The sequence below is a fragment of the Spirosoma agri genome (assembly GCF_010747415.1).
Taxonomy (GTDB): domain Bacteria; phylum Bacteroidota; class Bacteroidia; order Cytophagales; family Spirosomataceae; genus Spirosoma; species Spirosoma agri.
On the sequence record NZ_JAAGNZ010000001.1, the window covers coordinates 2,230,260 to 2,251,101 of the forward strand.

The window sequence follows — 20,842 nt, forward strand, 5'->3', positions numbered from 1 at the left end:
GGATATAGCCACCGGTTGGCACCTAAAGCGGAGACCCCGAGTTGTAAACCACCGATATGAGCAAAATCGATTTACCGCCCTTTACGCTGGGCGAAACCATTACCCCAGAGCAACGTCAGTTTTTTAACAAAAACGGCGTAATTGTTTTTCGTAATTTTATTCATCCCGAAACGGTCAAATTATTCATTAGTGAAGTTGAGCGCATCGAGAAGTTATGGCTGGACGAAGGCCGTGACAAGGTCAACGGAGTGCCGTTGAAGTTTGGTCAAGACGAAGCCGGCAATCCGATGATACAGCGGATGTGCTTTCTGTCGCAGCACAGCAATGCCCTGCATGAGTTTTTGCAGGACCCCCGCCTGCAGGCGGCTGTCGATCTGCTTCAGCCTTACGAAGGGCGTATTGCCGAAATTGAAAAAGACGGCCTTATTCTAAATCACTACATTCGTAACGCCAACAGTAAGTTTTCGCAGATGGGCTGGCACACTGATAGCCCCCGCGACATTTTTCTGGGCCAGCGTATCATGCCGATGCTGAACGTGGGTATTCACCTGAATCCTACGCCGTACGAAAATGGTGGCTTGCGTGTCATTCCCGGAACGCACAAACAAGGCTTGTTCAAAATGCTGTTCCGCAAGCGGTACTTCGTCGATAACGACCCCGATAAACACGAAATCGGATTCGATATTAATGCCGGCGACCTCAGCGTTCATGATGGCCGTCTTTGGCACCGGGCGCAGCAATCACCGCACACGGGTGAAGCCAGCCGTCGTCGCGTGATGTATGTACCGGTCGTAACCGGCAAGTACATGCCCAAGAATGAAAACAGCAAGACGCCGTTTTACCACCGGTTCATCTCGAAAGTAAACATCTAAGGTTTATCAGAACGGGGTCGCGATTCACAGTGTCACTGGCGAATCGCGACCCCGTTTTGGTAAGTGACCATTTCATGTATGGCCTACGCCCTCATTACGGGAGCCAGTAAAGGGATCGGGTTAGCGATTGCCGAAGAGCTGGCCCGCCGGAAGTTTGATCTGCTGTTGGTAGCCCGTTCAGAAGCACTGTTGACGGAGGTTGCCCAACGACTGGCCACTACCTATGGCGTAAAGACCGACGCTCTGTCCGTCGATCTGGCCCAGGTTGGCGCTGCCCAACGCGTCTTTGACTGGTGCCAGTCCAGAAACTATACCGTTTGTTTCCTGGTCAATAACGCAGGCTACGGGCTAAGTGGTCCGTTTGAGAAGCGGCCCTTGGCCGAACACCTCGACATGATGCAGGTCAACATGACAACGCTTGTCGAACTGACCTACCTGTTCTTACCCCGGTTACGGCAATATGCCACCCCGGCCACCCCAGCCTATATCCTGAATATCGGTAGTTCAGCCGCTTATCAGGCTGTGCCGGGACTTAGTCTGTACTCGGCGTCAAAAGGATTCGTGCTCCAGTTCAGCCGGGGACTTAGACAGGAGCTGAAGCGTTCACTTGTTTCAGTCACCTGCGTTTGTCCGGGCTCAACCGATACCGCGTTCATCGACCGGGCGCAAGTTGGCGACAAGGGCCGGAAAGCGGCCGAACGGGTCAACATGACCCCGCAGGAAGTAGGTCGTCAGGCAGTTGAGGCCACGCTGTCCGGCAAGGCTGAAGTGGTGACGGGTGCCCTCAACAAACTGGGCAAACTGATGGCCTGGCTGCTACCCAAAGGGCTTGTCGAGCAAACCGCCGGCAGTATATACGACTAATTGATACGACAATAGGGGTGCCTTGACGGCTTACGTCCCGTACCGGTCAAGAATAAAAAAGGGTTACTATACGGATGCCATCACGACCTGATGAACGGCATTCGGGTAGTAACCCTTTTACAATAGGGCACTTTATTTGGCCTATAGCGGTTGTACCCGTATAACTTTCATTTAGACGTTGGCCGTTGGAAGCGGGACTATCGTATAGACCCCCTGACTCACCATCAAAAACATCCGGCATTCGACGTCAAGCCAACACATGCAATTTTCCGATTTATCATTGATTGACCCTATCCTGAAGGCCCTCGCCGAAGAAGGATATACGACACCTACACCCATTCAGGAGCAAGCTATACCCACCTTATTGAGTCGCCGTGATTTGCTGGGATGTGCCCAGACCGGCACTGGTAAAACGGCTGCGTTTGCCATCCCCATTCTGCAACTGCTCAACGAAGACCGGAGTAAAAACCCGACCGCTCCCCGGCGTATCAAAACGCTGGTATTGACCCCAACCCGCGAATTAGCCATTCAGATCGACGAAAGCTTTGCCTCGTATGGTCGCCATTTAAACCTGCGTCACACCGTTATTTTCGGGGGCGTATCGCAGCACTCGCAGGTAAACACGCTACGGGGTGGTATCGATATTCTGATCGCTACGCCTGGTCGTTTGCTCGATCTGATGAACCAGAACATCATCTCGCTTCGTGACGTACAATTCTTTGTCCTTGACGAAGCCGACCGGATGCTCGATATGGGCTTTATCCATGATGTTAAAAAAGTGATCGCTCGCTTGCCCGAACGTCGGCAGTCACTGTTTTTCTCGGCAACGATGCCGCCCGACGTGGCTAAACTGGCCGATACGATCCTGAATAAGCCCGCTAAAATTGAGGTTACGCCCGTGTCATCTACGGCTGACACGATCCAGCAGGCCGTCTATTTTGTTGGAAAAGAAGACAAGCGGAAGTTGCTTGTTCATATTCTGAACGACAAAGGCATTGAGTCGGCCCTCGTTTTTTCCCGTACCAAACACGGTGCCGATAAAGTTGCCAAAGACCTCCTGAAAGCCGGTATTCAGGCCGAAGCCATCCACGGTAATAAATCGCAAAATGCCCGTCAGCGGGCGCTGTCGAACTTCAAGAGCCGCCAGACGCGGGTGTTGGTGGCTACCGACATCGCAGCGCGGGGGATCGATGTGGACGAACTGTCGCACGTGATCAACTACGAACTACCGAACATTCCGGAAACCTATGTTCACCGGATTGGGCGGACAGGCCGGGCGGGTAACGACGGTATTGCGTTGTCCTTCTGCGACGATGAAGAAACTGAGTATCTGCGCGACATTCATAAACTGATTGGTAAACGCGTTCCGGTTATCGAAGATCATCCGTACGTACTCAACATATCGGCCGCTTCTGTTGCGCCCGCCCAACCCCGTCAGGGTGGTGGTAATCGCAGCGGGGGTCAGGGGCGCTCAAACGGCTCATCGAACAATGGATCGTTTCGGCGGGGTGCGACCAGTGGAAGCACTGGTACCAACACCGCTAACAGTCGGGGTGGAAATACCTCGAACCGGCGGTATGGCAACACCCGTTCTGATCGGACGTAGTCTGTACGCGTAGCTTTTTTGGCTAGCGACTCCAACGACGCCCACCACGAAGCACAGGCTCCGTGGTGGGCGTTTTTAATTTGTTCCCCTCGTCGCATCGTGACTCGATACCCAGTCGAGAGACGAAATGGCACCCGCCAGTGAGAGTTCGCCAGCGGCAATGACCCCGACTACGATCTCGGCGAATTTGTTTACCTTCCCGGTTCCGTAGCAATCCATTAGTTCCAGGCATTCGCGCTGTGTGGGCAGCCCGGTTCCGCCCCCAACGGTGCCGACAATGAGGGAAGGTAACGTGATCGACCCGTAAAAATCACCAGTCGACGTAACTTCAGAATAAGTGATCGCTGCCGATGATTCGGCTAGACACGCAACATCCTGGCCGGTGGCGATGAACAGCGCGGCCAGCCCGTTGACGGAATGAAGTCCGTTGTTGTTGGTGCCCGCCAGACGAGCGCCCACATCACCGATGCGCGCGTGACGGATAAGCTGTTCCGGTTCGACCTGCAACTCCCGGATGAGCAGCTCACGCGGAATACGCACTTCGGCGGTCACCCGCTTACCACGCGTACGCAGGATGTTCAGTTGCGACGGTTTCTTATCGGTGGCCATGTTCGATTCCAGAAAAAAATGGGCGATACTACCCGGCGCAGCAAGGCCGTATTCGTCCAGAATGTAATTACAGGCCGCCAGGGTCGCTTTACTGACCATGTTCTGTCCGGCTGCATCACCGGTTTCGAATCCGAACCGGAGAAAGGCCAGCTTGCCATTCAGGTATGAGTCGATGTAGCGAAGTTTGGCAAAGCGGGAGGTGGCTTCGGCTTCGGTCGCTAACTCACGCTGATGACTGTCAATCCACCGAACGAAATCACGCGCCTGCCGGGCATCGGTGAACTCGAAAACCGGAGCCCGCTGCATGGCGTCGTCCTGCACCGTACACAGAACTCCACCGCTCAGATTGATCAATTTAATCCCCCGGTTATAACTGGCAACGAGCGTTCCCTCCGTGGTGGCCAGCGGAATCAGAAAGTCGCCCTGTGCGTGTTCGCCATTGACGCGCAACGGACCGGCCAGACCGATTGGTACCTGCGCTACCCCCACAAAATGCTCGCATTTGCCCGCGACGACGGACGGGTTGAACGAGTTTTGAAAAAGATGCTCCGGCGTTGTCTGGGTGAAATCGTTCAGGAACTGGCGTCGTTTGGCGATCGCATCGGCACTGTAATCATCGATTGAATCGCGCGGAATGGCGGGCTGTGTTTGCGGAAGTACGGTTGAGGCATCGGGTTGCAGCTCATCCTCCACGATCAGCGTGATCGTGCCAAACGGCTGCGTGTGCAGCGTGATTTCAAGAGTGTGTTTACCCGGTGCCAGCGGCTGCGCCACGGCACTGACCTGTACTGACCGGCGCAGCGGAAACGCCAGTGGCTGCTGCGCCGAAATGGCCGATACGGCAATTGCTTCTCCGCCATCGGGCGTCAGCGTGAAAGCCTCGGCGGGATAATCGCGACCGTCGATGCGCGCGCGCTGTAAGCCCGTGAAGCGAGCGTCCGACAGCCGGTTCTTAAGTGAGAAGGCAAAGCCATCGGGCGTATTTCGAAGGCTGTTACGGGTGAATAGCTGCTTGAGCAGGACGTTGGGAATGAATCGGAACACGATGGTGACGGATAAACGATGATGGAGAACTAACCGGCGGACTGGCTACTGATCGTATGATACGGCTTTTTGCGGAAATCCGGTCTGTAATCTCCACAAGTCGATAAACTGTATCCTGCCGGATTGGTTTACTAAGCCTATGCCCAGCGTTTCCATCATCATTCCAACCCTTAATGAAGAACAGGCTTTGCCACGCACCCTGCGGTTGTTACAGCGCCTTCACCCCGAACCGCTCGAAATTATCATTGTCGACGGGGGCAGCACCGATCGGACCATCCAGTTCGCGGAAGCCACCAATCCCTGCTTTCGGGCCCTGCACATCGTCCGGGCTCCGCAGGAAGGGCGAGCGCACCAGATGAATACGGGAGCCGCCAAAGCATCTGGCGATATTCTCTGTTTCCTCCACGCGGATACCACTCTGCCCGACGATGCACTACGGGTGATCCGGCACGCGCTGGCTGATTCGGGAACGGTAGCGGGGGGCTTTATTTCGATTATGCGTGGACCCCATACGACCCGCTGGCTAACGTCGTTTCACAACTACATCAAGACCTATTACGCACCCCTGTTTTTTCGCCCATACCTCTTTTTTTTCAAAGGAGCACGGCTGCTCTTTGGCGATCAGGTGATCTTTTGCCGACGCGACCAGTTCATAAACGTGGGCGGCTACACCGATACGCTGTCGATCATGGAAGAAGCCGATCTGCTGCTGAAACTGATCCCGTTCGGGCGAATCCGGCAGGTGAATCGCATCGTTGAATCGTCGGATCGACGGGTGGCTAAACTGGGTTTCTGGAAAGCGAACGGTCTCTTTCTGATGATTGGCTTTCTGTGGGGTATCGGTTATTCGCCTGACCGGCTAAAACGATGGTTCAGCGACATCCGGTAACGTTGTGTTTTCGTGTAAATTTGTTGAGTTATTCCTATTCCTCCATGAAACGACTGCTCTTACCACTTGGTGCGCTGGCTCTGCTCACGTTCGGTTGGTCCCGTTTTCAACAGAACCCCGCCGACGATAAACCCAACGACAACACAAACTGGGGTGAATACCTGGGCGGCCCTGATCGCAACCACTACTCGGCGTTGAGCCAGATTACGCCCGATAATGTCAACACACTAAAAGTGGCCTGGACCTATGCCGCCCGTGATAGCGGTCAGATTCAGGCTAACCCAATCATTGTGGATGGGGTATTATATGGCGTCACGCCCACCGTTCAGGTGTTTGCCCTCGATGCGGCCACGGGTAAAGAAATCTGGAAAGTGGGCGATCCGCTCAAAGCGTGGCACAGTACCAGTCGGGGTGTCACCTACTGGCAGTCGGGCGATGAGTCGCGAATTCTGTACACGGTTGGCCCGTTACTCTACGCGATCGACGCAAAAAACGGGAAGCCGATCCTGAGCTTTGGTGAAAACGGTCATGCCGATCTGCACGAAGGGTTAGGGCAGGCGGCCAGCGATAAATTCATCATCTCGAACACACCCGGCACCCTGTTTGACGATCTGATCGTTATGCCCGTTCGGGTATCCGAAGATGTTGGCGGAGCGCCGGGCTACATCCGGGCATTCAACGTTCGGACGGGCAAACTGGCCTGGACATTCCGCACCATCCCATACCCGAACGAATATGGCTACAACACCTGGCCGAAAGAAGCGTACCGAGATCCCGCTATTGGCGCGGCTAATAACTGGTCGGGTATGGCCGTCGATAGACGGCGGGGCATCCTTTATGTGCCGACCGGTTCGGCTGCCTATGACTTTTACGGTGGAAATCGAATAGGGCAAAACCTGTTCGCGAACTGTTTGCTGGCGCTTGACGTCCGGACGGGTAAGCGACTCTGGCATTTTCAGGCGGTTCACCACGATGTCTGGGATCGGGACTTTCCGGCTCCGCCCAACCTGATCACGGTGACGCAGAACGGGAAGAAAATCGATGCCGTTGCGCAGGTCACCAAGGCAGGATTCGTGTACGTGTTTGATCGCGTCACGGGAAAGCCACTTTTCCCGATCAAGGAGGTGCCGGTGCCCAAGTCGGACATACCGGGTGAAGTGACCTGGCCAACGCAGCCTGTTCCGCAGAAACCCGCACCATTCGCGCGGCAGACCATGACCGAAGCCGACATCAATCCGCATTCCGATGATCGCGATTCGTTAAAAACGGTACTTCGTTCGGTGGGCAAACGATTTTTTGAGCCGATCAGTAAGCGGGGCAGCCTGATGTTTCCCGGCACCGACGGCGGGGCTGAGTGGGGTGGGGCAGCGGCTGACCCGGATGGTATTCTGTACGTCAATGCCAACGATGTCCCCTGGATCTTTACGATGATCGATGCGCCCAAAAATGACGAGCTAGCCCATTTGAGCCCAGGTCAGCGGGTGTATACCCAAAACTGTATCGGCTGCCACGGCCCCGAACGAAAAGGCAATGCCCGTAGCGGTTACCCGTCCCTGGTCGATATCGGGCAACGACGCGACCGGCCCTATGTCACGCAGATCGTCAGCAACGGGAAAGGGATGATGCCCGGCTTTACAACGCTATCGGCTGAACAAAAGCAGGCATTGATCGCCTTTTTGTTTGGCGAAGAGAAGCAGGAAGTTGGCCGCTCGGCTGCTGTAGCGAACGTAAAGCAGCCGTATCTGCCGTATAAAGTTACGGGCTACAACAAGTTTCAGGACAGCAAAGGCTACCCGGCCATTGCGCCACCGTGGGGAACGCTGAATGCTATTGATCTCAACACGGGCGAGTATCTGTGGAAAATCCCGCTTGGGGAAGATAAGGCCTTAAAGGCCAAAGGGATTCGCAATACGGGAACCGAGAACTACGGTGGTCCGGTCATTACGGCCAGTGGGGTATTGTTTATTGCTGCCACGAAAGACGAGAAATTCCGGGCTTTTGATAAGAAAACTGGAAAACTCCTCTGGGAAACGGATCTACCAGCGGCTGGCTTCGCGACGCCAGCCACATATCAAGCTGGTGGGAAACAGTATGTGGTCATCGCCTGTGGAGGGGCCAAGCTCGGGGCAAAAAAAGGAAATCAATACGTTGCGTTTGCCTTGCCTTAACAACACAGACTCGCCAGAAAGAGAGCGCAAGTATATTTCGTAATGGTTGCAGTGTGGTATCCGAGAGGCCGTATCTTAAGATACGGCCTCTCGGATACCACACTGCAACCGTCCGCTGGACATAAGGTCGTACTGTCTGGTGAAAGAAGTAATAAAAGAGGTTTTTCCGCTCATACCTTTATATATCCGTTCATCCTGCCTATTCGCCAATTGCATATAATTAGATAGTTGTCTAAATGATTAATTAGATATTTGTCTAAGTATTTAACCGAGCGCTAATGAACAATCTATTTAAAGCGTTGAATGACCCAACCCGACGACAGATACTGGATCTGTTGCGGGAAGGCGATCTAAACGCTGGTGATATTGCGGAACGGTTTGACATGACAAAACCCAGCATCTCGCACCACCTCGACCTGCTTCGTCAGGCTGGGCTGGTCGAGTCCGTCAAGCAGGGTCAGTTCATTACTTACTCGCTGAACACGACCGTACTCGACGAGCTGCTGGCGTGGCTCATGAGTTTCCAGAAAAGCGAATCGACCGTTGCCACTACCCAAAACGAATCCCAACCAAATCCGTAAACACCTTTGTCAATTATGAAAACAACGTCGACAACCACCGAAATTCTGATGACCATACCCTGGCTGATTGCTATCGTGTATGTCACGTCAATCTGGCCGGAACTTCCTGCCACCATGCCGAGTCATTATGATCTATCGGGCACCGTGAACGGCTGGAGCCCGAAAGTTGAACTGGCCTGGCTAAGTCTTGGTATGGGCGTTTTCCTGTATTTGCTGTTTCGGTTTCTCCCTAAAATCGATCCAAAAGGACGGCTTCAGTCGGCCAATTTTCAAAAGCTCAGGTTTGTTATGATGCTGTTTCTGGCTGCCCTGCAAGCCAGCCTTTTCTATCTGGCTGTCCACCAATCGACCAGTCAGGCGTTGCTAGGTCCTGAACTGGCGCTTGTCAGTTTGATGCTGGCTGGCATCGGTAATTACATCACAACGGTCAAACCTAACTGGTTCATCGGTATTCGTACCCCCTGGACGCTTAGTAGTGAAAACGTCTGGCGCCGAACGCATCAGTTGGGCGGACGATGGATGGTTGCGGGTGGGCTACTGGCTGCCCTGCTGGCGATCGTGGTGCCAGCGCCTTACACGGTAGGCGTTGTGGTTGGGATCATTCTGACGGCGTCGTTTATCCCGATCGTGTATTCCTACATTTATTACCGTCAGGAAAAAGCGCGTCAATTCAGCTAATCCACTTCTAGTGCCACCGACAATATGAATCGTATACTACTCGCCGTTTTTTCCCTTCTCAGCGCTGGTTCGACCGTATTTGCGCAGACGGAGGAACCAATCCATACCAAAATAACCGTTCCGGAAAGCGTTGACCTAACGCTGGATGGTACGCTAACCTTACCGGCTACCCGCAAAGGCCCCATTCCCGTTGTCCTGTTGATTGCTGGCTCCGGTTCGACGGATCGGGATGGAAACAGTCCTTCACCCATCGGTACGTTTGGTACACTGAAACCCGGTTCGTATCGAATGCTGGCTGATAGCCTAGTGCGACAGGGTATTGCTGTAGCCCGTTATGACAAACGGGGCTCTGGTACAAATATCGTGGCGACGATGAAGGCACTAAAGCCACAGGATCATCGATTTGAGTATTATGTAAGCGATGCCGTCGGTTTCGTGCGGCAATTACAGGCCGATAACCGGTTTTCGAAGGTGATTGTCGCGGGGCACAGTGAAGGGTCACTGGTCGGCATGTTGGCTACGATCCAGACAAAAGCCAGCGGGTTAATCTCGATAGCGGGTGCCGGGCAGAACATTGCCGATGTACTGAAAAAGCAATTTCAGGCATTACCCGAGTCGCAGCGGCAGCTCGTTTACCGCGATCTGGATTCGCTACGCGCCGGCCAAACGGTCAGTAAACCGGCACCTTCCGCCCTGATGGTGCTGCATCCACTCCTACAGGGGTCTATGATGTCCTGGATGAAATACGACCCCGCTCAGGAAATAAAGCAGATCAAAGGCCCAATCCTGATCATAAACGGTAAGCATGACCTCCAGGTTGCGACGGGCGAAGCCGAGTTGTTGAAAGCGGCCCGGCCCGATGCGACACTGAGTTTATTCGATCAGATGAATCACGTACTCAAAAATGCCCCGATGGATCGACTGGAAAATTTCAAAACCTACACCGATCCGTCGCTACCGCTAACGCCGGGACTGACCACAACGATTGCGCAGTTCGTGAAGCAATGACCAGTCTATGCCCCTTTCGTGGATTGCCTTAATTGGCGGAGTAGTGTTGCAGATAAGCAATCAGCCGTTCGAATTGAAGCTGCTCGTACGGATTTTGCGTCTGGCGGATAAGCAGATGACGGTAGCTGTCGATCAGCCCGTCGAAGTGGGGATTGTGATTGAGTCGGGCTACGATCAGCCCCTTGTAGCATCGGTGGGTCTGATTATAGACATACTGGCAGGGCTGGCCTGGGTGTTCATTCAGAAGCCGGTCGAGGGTAGGTAGCGTAGACGCATCATCCAGAAAGGCAAACCCCTTCGTAATGAAAAACTGCTCGATCTGATCACAAATAACAACAAGTTCGTCTTCGGAGTGGACTTTGTAGCGGTGATACTGGAAGCCGTTGAATTTACCGATCGAGATGATCAGCGTATTGGCGTCAGGGCGGTAATCGGGCAGATTATTTAGGAACTGCTGGGCTATCTGCTCCACCTGATCATTCCGGCATCCGAAATTCACCTCCAGCATCGTTTCGTCACCGTAAAACGACGGTGACAGGATGACGTTCTGAAACCCGATGGCTGTTGTTCGACGGTACTGCTTCTTTTCAGGCAGCAACGTAAACGCCTGTTTCGAAAAAAACGGGGTGAGTTGTTGGTACAGGTTTGTTTCGAACGGCGTAGAAGTCATCGGGATCAGCTAATCATAAACGCATGGTATATTGGATACCGTCATAACAGGCTGAGGACAAATTAGTTTGATAAATTTAGTGTGAAGGGCCTACGGGAACTGCGTGGTTCCTCGAACTAAATCACGGCCATGCTGGTTTAACCAACACACGCCCGCAGCGGGAGTCATTTGGGGACGACCGGAATTGACAGCTTGCAGAGGTCGCGTGTAAGCATGCCGGGAGTTGTCGATGTTTCCCGACCCGAACAAATCGTCAAAACAATAACTGGCGAATATAACTACGCCATGGCTGCCTAATCCGGAGGATTAAGCAATAGCCATTGTCTCCCCGGCTTACGTGCTGCTGGCTGGATCAGGAGGCATCGACTCGCAGCGCTGGCTCAGTTTATGGTGTTAACGGCTGAGTGAGACACAGGCACCTACGGATGAAGCTTGGTCTGGTATACACCGGGCCGATTCCCGACAATCCCAAGTGTACCTAAGCATGTAGAAAGCGCGTCGGTTTCCTTGACTGGACGAGAGTTCGAATCTCTCCGTCTCCACAACGTAAAGCCTTGAGATTCAATGAATTTCAAGGCTTTTTCGTGTCTAAATATCTGCAAAGCCAGTTTCAAGCCACTTCAAAGCCAGCTGCGCGTCAATTCTAAGTCAATTTCAAGTCAGTTCCGATTAATGGGTTCTACCAAAAAAAGCAGTTCTACGTACAAATTAGCCCGTTTATACGATGCGGGTGGTGATCTTTCGAAACAGTGGTACGTTTCTTATTATCTATTTTCTCCTAAACAGCAGAAGTTACTCCGGAAACGACTTAATGTGAGCGGTAATACCGTCGAGGCTCGACAAAAAGATGCTGCTGAGCTAATCAAAGAAGTAAACAGTCTGTTGAAGGCAGGAGCCATCATAGACGATGAGCCAACAGACGAGCCAGTAGCAAAACCAGTTGCCCCACTGATAGTAACCCCTTCCAATTTATTCGAGGCTATTGACTACTTTATGGCGATCAAGAAGGTTAGTATGAAACCTAACTCCCATAAAACCTATCGCTCGTCGATTAAGCTGTTTCATACCTACCTAGCTGCTCATGGCTTGGGTCGGCTCCGGCTGCATCAATTCAAACCAGCCTATGCCTTTGCGTATATGGACTACGTGTTGACGGAATTAGGGTTATCTAACAAGTCCCATAACAAACACTTAGGCGTACTCGAAACCCTGTTCAATTTCTACATCGCACGCCAGCAGCTGAAAGCGAATCCTTTCGTCGCTATTAAGCCACTGGCGGAACGTCCCGGTCGTCATACCGCTTTTACCCCTGAACAGGTGGCCAAGGTGCGTGAAGTTTGCGCATTATCTCAAAATACGCAACTGTGGCTCTTCCTGAACTTTATCTACTATACACTGGCTCGGCCACAATCTGAACTACGACTACTACGAGTGTGCGATATCCTACAGAAAACTATTCGCATCGATGCAGACAACGCCAAGAACAATCGAACGGCTCACGTCCAGATACCACCCCCGTTAGAAAAGCTGATTGAGCAACATAAACTCCGTTCTTATCCAGGCAATCATTACGTATTTACGCTAGAAGGTACACCTGGCCCGAAACCAGTTTATGAAAAATACTTTTACAACCAGCATCGACAAATCCTGACGCTGCTAAAAATGACGGATCAATCGTATGATCTCTACGGCTGGAAACATACGGGCGTTATTGCGCTCTACAAGGCGACAAAAGACGTGAAGCTGATACAGCGTCAGTGCCGGCACAGTAGTCTTGACCAAACTGACAAGTATCTGCGCGATTTGGGCCTGTTTTTATACGAGGATCAGTTTGATATGTTGGAGAGTATTTGACCTGAAGTCTGCCTAACCAAAAGACTATTCGCGAGACTTACGTCTAATCAATTGTCGCATATATTCATCATTCCCACGAATTTTGAAACATGAAATATTGTTGTAAAATGACGTTTAACCTTTTATGAAAATAGCTCATGGCCGAGTCACAAAAAGTTCCTAATTACGCGGTAGTAGTAGAACTGGAAAACGATGAAGAATATTACCGCTTAGATCAGCATATGGAAAAACTGAATTTCTCTACGACGGTAGAGGACACACATGGCGAGAAGTATAAACTACCGAAGGGGGTGTACTATATAGAAACTGCCATAACTCCTCCTGGTTTATTAAGACAGATTAGGAATGAACCAAATCAACTTACAAAAGATGTTAAAATTTTTCTAGTAAAGTCTGACGGAGGTAGACTTGGTATGTTGGATAAGATAAGTACAGTAGTTATGTAAGTGGCCCAGTGTGATTTTTTAGAGAATAGGATTTTTAGCAAATAGCTAAGAATCCTATTCTTATTATTACAATATAAGGCATTTCTAAAAATGTTATACGTTTTTGGCTTATTCCAGTCCTGCACCTTTCGTTGTACTTCTCCGCGATTTTCCCTTATTTTTTCCACAACATGCACTCAGTTAGAATAGTATTCTGGTTGTTGCTCAGAACGGCTTTCATTTGCCCGACTACGTAGTTTACCCCTTTGATGTGGACTTTCTTCCGGAACGAGAAAAACGCCAGATCGGCGGGGGTTAGGTAAACCAGTTTCGTAACCGAAAACGTGTCACCTTTGAAGGCTTCAAATTGGTTATAGCCTTTTTCGGCTAGGTTGTTCACGCCATGCCAGGCAAGACTGCGGTTACCATGGGCGCTGGTGGCTCTCGGTTCACCACCTACGAAGCCATTCCAGAATAAGAACTTCGGGGTCGAGTCGCTTTTGCTATCCTTGTTACTTGGCGATATCCCCGGCTGCTGGGTCGTTGCCCGGCCCGTCACGGGGTCGGTGGCCAGTGTCGATACTCGGGACTGGATAGGGACCAGGTTGCCCCCTTCGTTCAGGGTCGTTTCCTGCGTGGTGTACTTATCCAGCTGGGCGGGGATGGGCTTCATCAGCGCATCATTGCTGTCGAGCGCGTAGGAAAGCTCCAGACGGTTGTTGAGTTCGGGAGCCTTCGTATGATCCGGATGCGCTTTTTCTGTCCAGTCCACCACGTCGCCACTGTCCAGTACGTCATCGGCAAAATCCATTGTGCAGATTTTACGACGAACATCAAACTCCAGATAGAGATTAAACAGCTTGCGCAGGTCGATCAGCAAGTGTGGTACGGTGAGGTTTGGTAGGTGGTTATTGGCGTTGATTACGGTTTGACCGTCCAATGAAAACAGGTTATAGACGATTAGCCTGGCTAAATCGGGATCTTGCCAGAACTGACCCGAAAAGCTCCAGCCCGTCAGGGCACTGAACTGATTGAACACCCAACGCAAAAATGGCATGGGAACCTGCGCACGGATGTTATACGTCCCACTCGTGTACTCATTCATCAGCCCGTTAAAGCCTGTAATGGTTTGATTCCCGTAGAAACCACCATTTTGAATGGTCGGGAAGCAATAGCGATCAGTCAGGTGGTTGGCAGTTGCCACAGGAGCTACAGGCACCGGGTCAGTGCCTAAGTCTAACTGCGATAAAAGCACGTTCTGACTATCGCCAAAAATCTCGCCCAGGTTCTGGGTAAAGAATAAACTGAAGCCGGATGAATTTACCTCGTGAATCATCACAACGCCCTGCTCGATGAGCTGACCATGCTTGTACTTCTCACAGCGATACTTTCGGGATTGGTAGCCCACCTGCGGCTGATAAAAATAGCCCAATAGACGGCGATTGGTCGGGGTGTCGGGTAGGTTGAAGCCATAGACTCGGCTCCCTTGAATGGAATCAAAGGAAAGCAGGGGGTTAAATCGCTCCAGGGTTAATTGGGTAGCCGGCGTCAGATCAGCCGACTCCCCATCAATGCGAATGTCAATCATGTTATTTTAAATCAGATTTATCGGCGACTACATTAATTTGATTGCTGACGTTAACGAACGTCTGCACGCTGACCGACAGGTCTTTGCTGGCAATTCGACCCAGTAGGCCAGACTGATAACCCTGTTCGGATTTGGTGGCGTTGAGAACCCCCTGAATGCTTTGCAGTTCCGCCTTATTGGATTCGGTCAGGTTGCTGAGATCACTGTGCGTAGCATTCTGAAGGTTATCGAGTTCGGTTTCCAGCGTGGCTTGCAGGTTGGAAAAGTTTGTATTCGTGTCGGTGCGCAGGGTACTGGCCTGTTGTGCCTGCGCCAGTTTGAGACTGTTCAGGTCGTCGTGAATAGCCTTCGCCAGTGCCAGCAGATTCTGGTCTACGTTGGTGTCGAGCAAGCCCAGATCGTCGTGCAGGGTACTGCCCAAAAACTCAACATCATCGTGCAGCAGCTTTTGCAAACTGGTCATATCATCATGAATGCCTTTTTGCAAAGTGGTCAGGTCCGTTTTTTGGGCCGTCTGCAACTTAGTCAGATCATCGTGGCTGGTTTTTATCAGCTGGTCCAGCCCGGTCTTAGTCGTTAATTCTAGCTTGGTTACGTCCTGCGTAATGCCAAATTTCAGGGCCAATAGATTCAGACCAATACTCGTGCGAAGATTAATAATTTCGTTGACCAGCTCAGTGCCCAGGCTTGGCAGTTCTACCTTCATGGTGCCCTGCAAGGCCGTAAGCCCCTCCTTGATCGTATTTTTGAGGTCGAAAAACTGCTCGTTCAGGTCAGTCCGCAGGCCCGTAATGTTGGTTGCCAGTGCGGCTTTTTGCCCATCCGATTCCGATCGCATTTGTTGCTGCACGTAGCCCAGTGTGTAGTTGACCTTATCCAGCGCTTCGACCGTCGCCAGCGTGTTTTTCTGGATGTTGTCCATCGTGGCCTGTGACTTTTCAATCTGGGCCTGGGTGGTCGCATCGATGTCCGAGGCTGAACCATAGTCGCTCGAACCGCTACCACCGCTGTCGTAGGTGTTGCCCGTATCGCCCGATGAGCCGCTACCCGCTCCGTTGTCCATCTCGTTGATGTCGTTCATCCAGCCCCCGTCCAGGAACTGCCGTAAGCCACCCTTCCGAAGCGAGTCCGCGTAGCTACCGCCATCGGAGCCGAACAGACCACCCTGTTTCATGATTGGTGCACCATTCCGGTGAAGACTGGAGTGCAACAACGAATCGACCACCTGCCGGTTGTTGGCGTAGGTATTGCGGCTCAGGACCATGATCGGTTCGCCCCCTTCCATTTCGGCAACTTCCTGACCCGTGTCCCGACGGGTAATGCTCAAGCCCGAATCGCCATAGCTCCGACCGTGGCCTGGGCCATCCGGAACGCCAGCATTCCGGATTTTACCCCCTTTAGCCAGCGATGGCGGTTGCTGGTTTTTGATCATGGCAATCTGAATGCCGGTCGTAATGGCGGCACCGGCCACGGCAATCAGACCCAGTGGCCAGCCAAGCGTGGCTAAGGATTTCAAGGCGGCCTGAGCCCCATTGATCACGGCCATCGCAATGTCTAATTTTTGCTGCCGTTTGAAGGCTTCCAGTTGAGCGACCTTTATCTTCCCGTCGGCTTCTTTGTTGATACGCTCAACATTTTTTTCGTACTCGTCCTTACTAATAACACCCTTATCATACTTCTCTTTCCAGGCAGCCAGTTGACTATCTTTCTCCTTTTTGATGTTGGCTAGTTCTTTATCCAGCTTCACTTGAGAGAGTTTTTGGAGTGCCTGAACGGCTAGAACGGTATACTGACCAACTTCATCAATCGTATTGATCTGCTGTTGCTGACTTTCGGTGAGCTGCTTCTTTTCATCAGACAGCTTTTTGGTCAGAATGTCGGTGAAGACTTTAAAATCACCATCCATCAGGGCTTTGATCGCCGTGAAGTATTCCTGCTGATTTTGCCGACGAGCTTCGGTTTTTTCTTTCGTCAGCTGGGTTTTATCATTCTCGTACTTCTGATCATTCGCGCTCAGATCAGACTTGAGCTTGTCATCAGTCGCTTTATTGGCAGCGGCCCGACGATCCGTATCCGCAATATTGGCGTCGTTATGCGCTTTCTGCTCGGCGGCTTCCCGCGCCAGCTTAGCCTTATTGTACTCATATTCGGCATCGAGCCGCATTTTCTTGGCATCGTAGATGGCCTGCGCGTTGTTACCCGCCAGTGTCAGCCGGTTGCCGGCATCGGCTACGGTTGCCTGATACAGTTGGTCCTGTAGGGTATTTTCTTCCTGCTGTTTCTTCCGACGATACTCCTGTTCAACCAGTTCTTTGCCTTTGATCAGGTTATCACTGATCTGTTTGAGCATGGTTGCCTTCTGAGTCTCGTCGGTAATATCCTTCTGAATCTGGATGCGCTGAGCCGAGGCTACGTCTTCCAGTTTTTGCAGCTTGGCCGCTTTTTCATCCCCCGACAGCTTGATCTTGAGGTCATAGATGCGTTTGCTGGTTTCGGCATCCTCTTTCTCCTTTTTCTTATTGTGCTCCGTATTGGCTTTTTCAATATCGCGGAGCATCTGCTCATTCAAGGCCGTTTCCCAAACTGCCTTAATGGATTGACTGGCTTTGCTGGCCATTATCGCTTCGGCTTCGGCATCACGCTTCGAGCGAATCTTGGCTACTTCACGTTCCAGGTCATCTTTAATGGCCGCAATACGCAGCTCCTCCATTTTTTTGAGCCCTTCATTGGTGGCTTTAACCGCTTCTTCGGCCTCTTTTTTGGCAGCTTCAGCGGTCTTTTTCGCTTCACTTTCCCGGTGCTTATCGTTCTGAGCAGCCTTCTTATCGATTTTATTTTGTTCTTCGTCCGAAATCAGGCTCGTCAGTTCTTTAGCCGTTTTGACTTCAGCGGTTTTCTTTTTATCCAGCGTTTGCTGGTGATTAGCGACCTGTTTGGGCTGATCTTCAGCTAGTTTGTCGCCGTAGCCTTTATTGAAGGCATCTCCGATCTGGCTTGCTACGGATTTAACTTTACTGACCAGTTCATCGACGTGGAGAAACGACGAAATGGCTGAACCAACACTTTTGATCTTGGTGACCGTGCTATCAATTACGTGGCCGAAACTGGTTAGCGCCGAGCGAACCGGCTCCAGGGCACTGCTTATTTTGACGAGACTCGTATTGATAAATCCACTAACGGCGCTGGTTAACTCATCCCACTTATCAATGCCGTAATCAATGACGCTCCAGACCGACGATAGCGTATTTTTAACGGTCTCCAGGATCGGTCGAAGTGGTTCCAGCCCCTTTTGAATCCAGTTCAGGAACTTGTCGAGCAAATCAACCATGATCCCATTGCCTGTTTTGAACATTTCCCACAGGCCACTCAGCATCCCCCGAACGGTTGTACTGTTGTTGTAGATAGCCGTTAATCCAGCCACTAACAGCGCGATCACTGCCACAACAGCACCAATCGGATTGGCTGTCATGGCGGTATTCAACAGCCACTGAGCAGCGGTAGCCGAATTGGTCCAGACCAGCCGGGCTTTCTCAGCGGCTGCATGGCCGATACTGGTAGCGGTCGCCACAACCAGGTGGCCATTGAAGGCCAGTATAGCAAGACCCAATGCAGCAAAACTGGTTTTGTTGTCTGACAAAAATTCGGGTACTGCCCGAATGATGTTGACAAAGGCAACTAAGCCCTGCGCTCCCTTCGTGATGGCTGGTAGGAGCGCCTGCCCAATTTCAGTAGCGATGAGCGCCAGTGCTTTCTGGGATTTAGCGTACTCAGCTGCGGCATTCGAGTTGACCGTACTGAATTCCTTATGCAGACTAATGGCCTGTTTGATTGTAGGGCTTGCCAATAGCTGTTCCTGTTGCTGGCGGTTGGTGGCTTTCGATAGCTCCGTAACAAACTGGGTAGCTTCTTTCGATTCGAAGCCCAGTTTCTTCATCTCTTCCGCAATTTGGGTTTCGCTTAATCCCTTGAAACTATTGGCTAGTCTGATAAAAAATTCATTGGGATTGGACTGAATCATCTTAGTGAGTTCGTCCTGAGAGATGCCCAGCTTTCTAGCAAACAGGTCCGTCGAGTTTGTGACCTTCTCCAGGGCTACATTGTACACCCCTGACATGGCTACGGCAGCCAGTTCCTGTTTTTGCCGGACCATATCGGTCTGGTCTTTCAGGAGCGACATTACTTTCGTGGCTTCCTGCGACTTGATACCTAAATCGTCCAGGCGTTTGGCCAACTGATCGGCAGGTACGTTTTTCAGGCTTTCGGCCAGTTTCAGCAGGAATTCATTGGGATTGGTATCGATCAATTGAATAAAAGCGTCTTCGCTCATATTCAGTTGCTGAGAAAATAATCCCGTCGCTTTAGCCGCTCCGAGCAGGATATTGGATAAACCACCGGCTGAAATTTCAGCGGTCAGGCCTAACTCCTGAAAGGCCGCACCCAGTCCCATTGTCTCATGTATTTGGGGGGAGAGGTCGCCTAACTGACCCATGCGAGACGTAAAATCAGCAATGACCGGACCTGTGGCCGAACCAGCTGCTCCTAATTCATTGATGGCTGAGCCGATCTGATTGATCGCTTCACCGGCTTCGAGGTCTTTTGTCTCTTTAAAGAGCTTCTGCAAGCCACCGAGCTTCGAGCTGACTTCTTCGGCTCCACCGGCGAACTCATCGCCCAGGGCGACGTTGGCCATATCGACCGATTTGATAAACCCTAACAACTCATTGTTGGCGATCCCCAACTGACCACCAATCTGGGCAATATCCATCAGGCTCTCTTTACTCGAGCGCGTGTCGATATTGTCTAACGCTTCCGATAACTGCTGTACTTCTTCCGTGCTCTGGCCTGTCGCCTTGGCAACACCAGCCATCATGTCGGATAGGGCCAGGGCCTTCTGAATACCATCCTGCACAAAGCCGAATGCCCGTTGGAGAAGTTCGGTCGCTCCGAAGGCCGCCAGAAAGCCGGTAGCTGTTGCTTTTGCCTTCTCCCAGAGAGTAGGCTGTTTCTCAATTTCTTCGTTTACACCACGGACGGTCTGGCGATGGGTTGCCAGGGCCGTGTTGACCTCCTGCATCTCAGCGGCCTTCTTGATGTACTCATCAGTGCCGGGCGTTAGCTCCTTAATTTCCCGGTTTAGCTGTCGATAGTAGTTCTCCAGCTGACGAACGGTCATGCCCGACACGCCCATTTCCTCCCGGACCAGCTTGATACTGGCTTCGAGTTCTTTTATGTCGGCTTTGCTTTGTGCCCATTCTTTGGTGCCCCGCTCAACGTTTTTTTGAGCTTCCTTGAGATCAATGAGCCTTTTCTCCAGTTCGCCCAACTCATTTATGACGGGCTTACCATCAAATTTGAGCGTAAATAAGGCTTCTTCTTTCAGTTGCATGCTGCTGGTGGATTATACCGACAGCGAAAGAATAGGCTAAACAGGGGAGTAGGTAGGACAAAAAGAAAGCCTTATGTACAGAGGGAAGCACTTAATCTGAATTCAATCCAAATCAGATAGAAAGTGAATAACTATGCAATTTGGCAATTTTAAAAAGTCAGAAAAGATATTGAAATGTATCGTTTTTAGCTGAGCCACAAATGTTTAAAAAAGTTTTTTTTGGCTCACTGTCAACAAGTTGTGGGGTTTAAAGCAACAAAGCCCTTGCACGTCGAATGCAAGAGCTTTATCTTAGTTGCTGTGAAAACAAATTCACCCCGTTCTGGAGCTCGCAACTCCAAATGGGCAGTTGATTTGGTGGTTCGACTGTTGACCGCGATTACAGCATTTATAACAGCGCTCGCAACGTTGTTAAACTCTTGTAATCATTAACCACCTCAAAACCCGGTATTAGCAATGCCGGGTTTTATTTTGTCTTCGGTTGATGACAAAGATAATCAAAGATAATCAAAGGCAAACGAATGACAAACGAATGGTAAGCAAATGGCAAACGAATGGTAAACAAATGACAAACGAATGGTAAACAAATGACAAACGAAT

Annotated in this window: 14 protein-coding genes and 1 other RNA gene; 11 read left to right on the forward strand and 4 right to left on the reverse strand. The window is 51.3% G+C overall.

Features of this window, described 5'->3' with window-relative positions; translation table 11 throughout:
- Positions 1–56: 56 nt before the first annotated feature.
- The 3 genes from GK091_RS09140 to GK091_RS09150 all read left to right on the forward strand — a co-directional run bounded on the left by GK091_RS09140 (position 57) and on the right by GK091_RS09150 (position 3,342).
- Entirely contained in the window at positions 57–872 is an 816-nt protein-coding gene (locus GK091_RS09140; protein WP_164036565.1) for a phytanoyl-CoA dioxygenase family protein, read from the forward strand.
- Between the two features lie 78 nt (positions 873–950).
- Complete coding sequence (locus tag GK091_RS09145) at positions 951–1,736, forward strand: SDR family NAD(P)-dependent oxidoreductase (RefSeq protein WP_164036567.1); 786 nt, start codon at positions 951–953, stop codon at positions 1,734–1,736.
- Between the two features lie 259 nt (positions 1,737–1,995).
- On the forward strand, positions 1,996–3,342 hold the full coding sequence (locus GK091_RS09150) for a DEAD/DEAH box helicase (RefSeq protein WP_164036569.1): 1,347 nt from the start codon (positions 1,996–1,998) through the stop codon (positions 3,340–3,342).
- A 75-nt stretch (positions 3,343–3,417) separates the two neighbouring features.
- Here GK091_RS09150 and GK091_RS09155 read toward each other — a convergent pair whose 3' ends face one another.
- Positions 3,418–4,995, reverse strand: coding sequence for a hydroxymethylglutaryl-CoA reductase (locus tag GK091_RS09155; RefSeq protein WP_164036571.1), 1,578 nt, complete (start codon positions 4,993–4,995; stop codon positions 3,418–3,420).
- Between the two features lie 139 nt (positions 4,996–5,134).
- On the opposite strand from GK091_RS09155, the gene GK091_RS09160 reads away from it, so the two are divergent.
- The 5 genes from GK091_RS09160 to GK091_RS09180 all read left to right on the forward strand — a co-directional run bounded on the left by GK091_RS09160 (position 5,135) and on the right by GK091_RS09180 (position 10,319).
- Positions 5,135–5,884 (forward strand): TIGR04283 family arsenosugar biosynthesis glycosyltransferase, encoded by a 750-nt coding sequence (locus GK091_RS09160; protein WP_164036573.1) that lies wholly within the window; start codon positions 5,135–5,137, stop codon positions 5,882–5,884.
- A 44-nt stretch (positions 5,885–5,928) separates the two neighbouring features.
- Entirely contained in the window at positions 5,929–8,052 is a 2,124-nt protein-coding gene (locus GK091_RS09165) for an outer membrane protein assembly factor BamB family protein (RefSeq protein ID WP_164036574.1), read from the forward strand.
- Positions 8,053–8,330: 278 nt separating this feature from the next.
- A complete protein-coding gene (locus GK091_RS09170; protein WP_164036576.1) occupies positions 8,331–8,633 on the forward strand; it encodes an autorepressor SdpR family transcription factor in 303 nt (100 codons plus the stop codon).
- Positions 8,634–8,648: 15 nt separating this feature from the next.
- Positions 8,649–9,311, forward strand: a complete 663-nt coding sequence (locus GK091_RS09175; RefSeq protein ID WP_164036579.1) for an SdpI family protein — start codon at positions 8,649–8,651, stop codon at positions 9,309–9,311.
- A gap of 24 nt (positions 9,312–9,335) precedes the next feature.
- On the forward strand, positions 9,336–10,319 hold the full coding sequence (locus GK091_RS09180) for an alpha/beta hydrolase (protein ID WP_164036581.1): 984 nt from the start codon (positions 9,336–9,338) through the stop codon (positions 10,317–10,319).
- Between the two features lie 28 nt (positions 10,320–10,347).
- On the opposite strand, the gene GK091_RS09185 is transcribed toward GK091_RS09180, so the two are convergent.
- A complete protein-coding gene (locus GK091_RS09185; RefSeq protein ID WP_164036584.1) occupies positions 10,348–10,989 on the reverse strand; it encodes a hypothetical protein in 642 nt (213 codons plus the stop codon).
- A 170-nt stretch (positions 10,990–11,159) separates the two neighbouring features.
- Here GK091_RS09185 and ssrA point away from each other — a divergent pair.
- The 3 genes from ssrA to GK091_RS09200 all read left to right on the forward strand — a co-directional run bounded on the left by ssrA (position 11,160) and on the right by GK091_RS09200 (position 13,289).
- Positions 11,160–11,534: a transfer-messenger RNA gene (ssrA, locus tag GK091_RS09190) on the forward strand.
- A gap of 127 nt (positions 11,535–11,661) precedes the next feature.
- Positions 11,662–12,843: a tyrosine-type recombinase/integrase gene (locus GK091_RS09195; protein WP_164036586.1), complete on the forward strand. Its 1,182-nt coding sequence runs from the start codon at positions 11,662–11,664 to the stop codon at positions 12,841–12,843.
- Positions 12,844–12,980: 137 nt separating this feature from the next.
- Positions 12,981–13,289 (forward strand): type V toxin-antitoxin system endoribonuclease antitoxin GhoS, encoded by a 309-nt coding sequence (locus tag GK091_RS09200; RefSeq protein ID WP_164036588.1) that lies wholly within the window; start codon positions 12,981–12,983, stop codon positions 13,287–13,289.
- Between the two features lie 154 nt (positions 13,290–13,443).
- Here the strand turns inward: GK091_RS09200 and GK091_RS09205 are convergent, their stop codons facing one another.
- Together GK091_RS09205 and GK091_RS09210 are read right to left on the reverse strand one after the other, a co-directional pair.
- Positions 13,444–14,856, reverse strand: coding sequence for a hypothetical protein (locus tag GK091_RS09205; protein WP_164036590.1), 1,413 nt, complete (start codon positions 14,854–14,856; stop codon positions 13,444–13,446).
- Position 14,857: 1 nt separating this feature from the next.
- Positions 14,858–20,242, reverse strand: a complete 5,385-nt coding sequence (locus GK091_RS09210) for a phage tail tape measure protein (protein WP_164036592.1) — start codon at positions 20,240–20,242, stop codon at positions 14,858–14,860.
- Positions 20,243–20,842 lie beyond the last annotated feature (600 nt).

Excerpts from the sequence above, each read along its gene's own strand:
- GK091_RS09180 (WP_164036581.1), top strand. The coding sequence starts at position 9,336 with ATGAATCGTATACTACTCGCCGTTTTTTCCCTTCTCAGCGCTGGTTCG.
- GK091_RS09145 (WP_164036567.1), top strand. The coding sequence starts at position 951 with ATGGCCTACGCCCTCATTACGGGAGCCAGTAAAGGGATCGGGTTAGCG.
- GK091_RS09185 (WP_164036584.1), bottom strand. The coding sequence starts at position 10,989 with ATGACTTCTACGCCGTTCGAAACAAACCTGTACCAACAACTCACCCCG.
- GK091_RS09170 (WP_164036576.1), top strand. The coding sequence starts at position 8,331 with ATGAACAATCTATTTAAAGCGTTGAATGACCCAACCCGACGACAGATA.
- GK091_RS09175 (WP_164036579.1), top strand. The coding sequence starts at position 8,649 with ATGAAAACAACGTCGACAACCACCGAAATTCTGATGACCATACCCTGG.
- GK091_RS09150 (WP_164036569.1), top strand. The coding sequence starts at position 1,996 with ATGCAATTTTCCGATTTATCATTGATTGACCCTATCCTGAAGGCCCTC.
- GK091_RS09195 (WP_164036586.1), top strand. The coding sequence starts at position 11,662 with ATGGGTTCTACCAAAAAAAGCAGTTCTACGTACAAATTAGCCCGTTTA.
- GK091_RS09205 (WP_164036590.1), bottom strand. The coding sequence starts at position 14,856 with ATGATTGACATTCGCATTGATGGGGAGTCGGCTGATCTGACGCCGGCT.
- GK091_RS09140 (WP_164036565.1), top strand. The coding sequence starts at position 57 with ATGAGCAAAATCGATTTACCGCCCTTTACGCTGGGCGAAACCATTACC.
- GK091_RS09210 (WP_164036592.1), bottom strand. The coding sequence starts at position 20,242 with ATGCAACTGAAAGAAGAAGCCTTATTTACGCTCAAATTTGATGGTAAG.
- GK091_RS09200 (WP_164036588.1), top strand. The coding sequence starts at position 12,981 with ATGGCCGAGTCACAAAAAGTTCCTAATTACGCGGTAGTAGTAGAACTG.
- GK091_RS09160 (WP_164036573.1), top strand. The coding sequence starts at position 5,135 with ATGCCCAGCGTTTCCATCATCATTCCAACCCTTAATGAAGAACAGGCT.
- GK091_RS09165 (WP_164036574.1), top strand. The coding sequence starts at position 5,929 with ATGAAACGACTGCTCTTACCACTTGGTGCGCTGGCTCTGCTCACGTTC.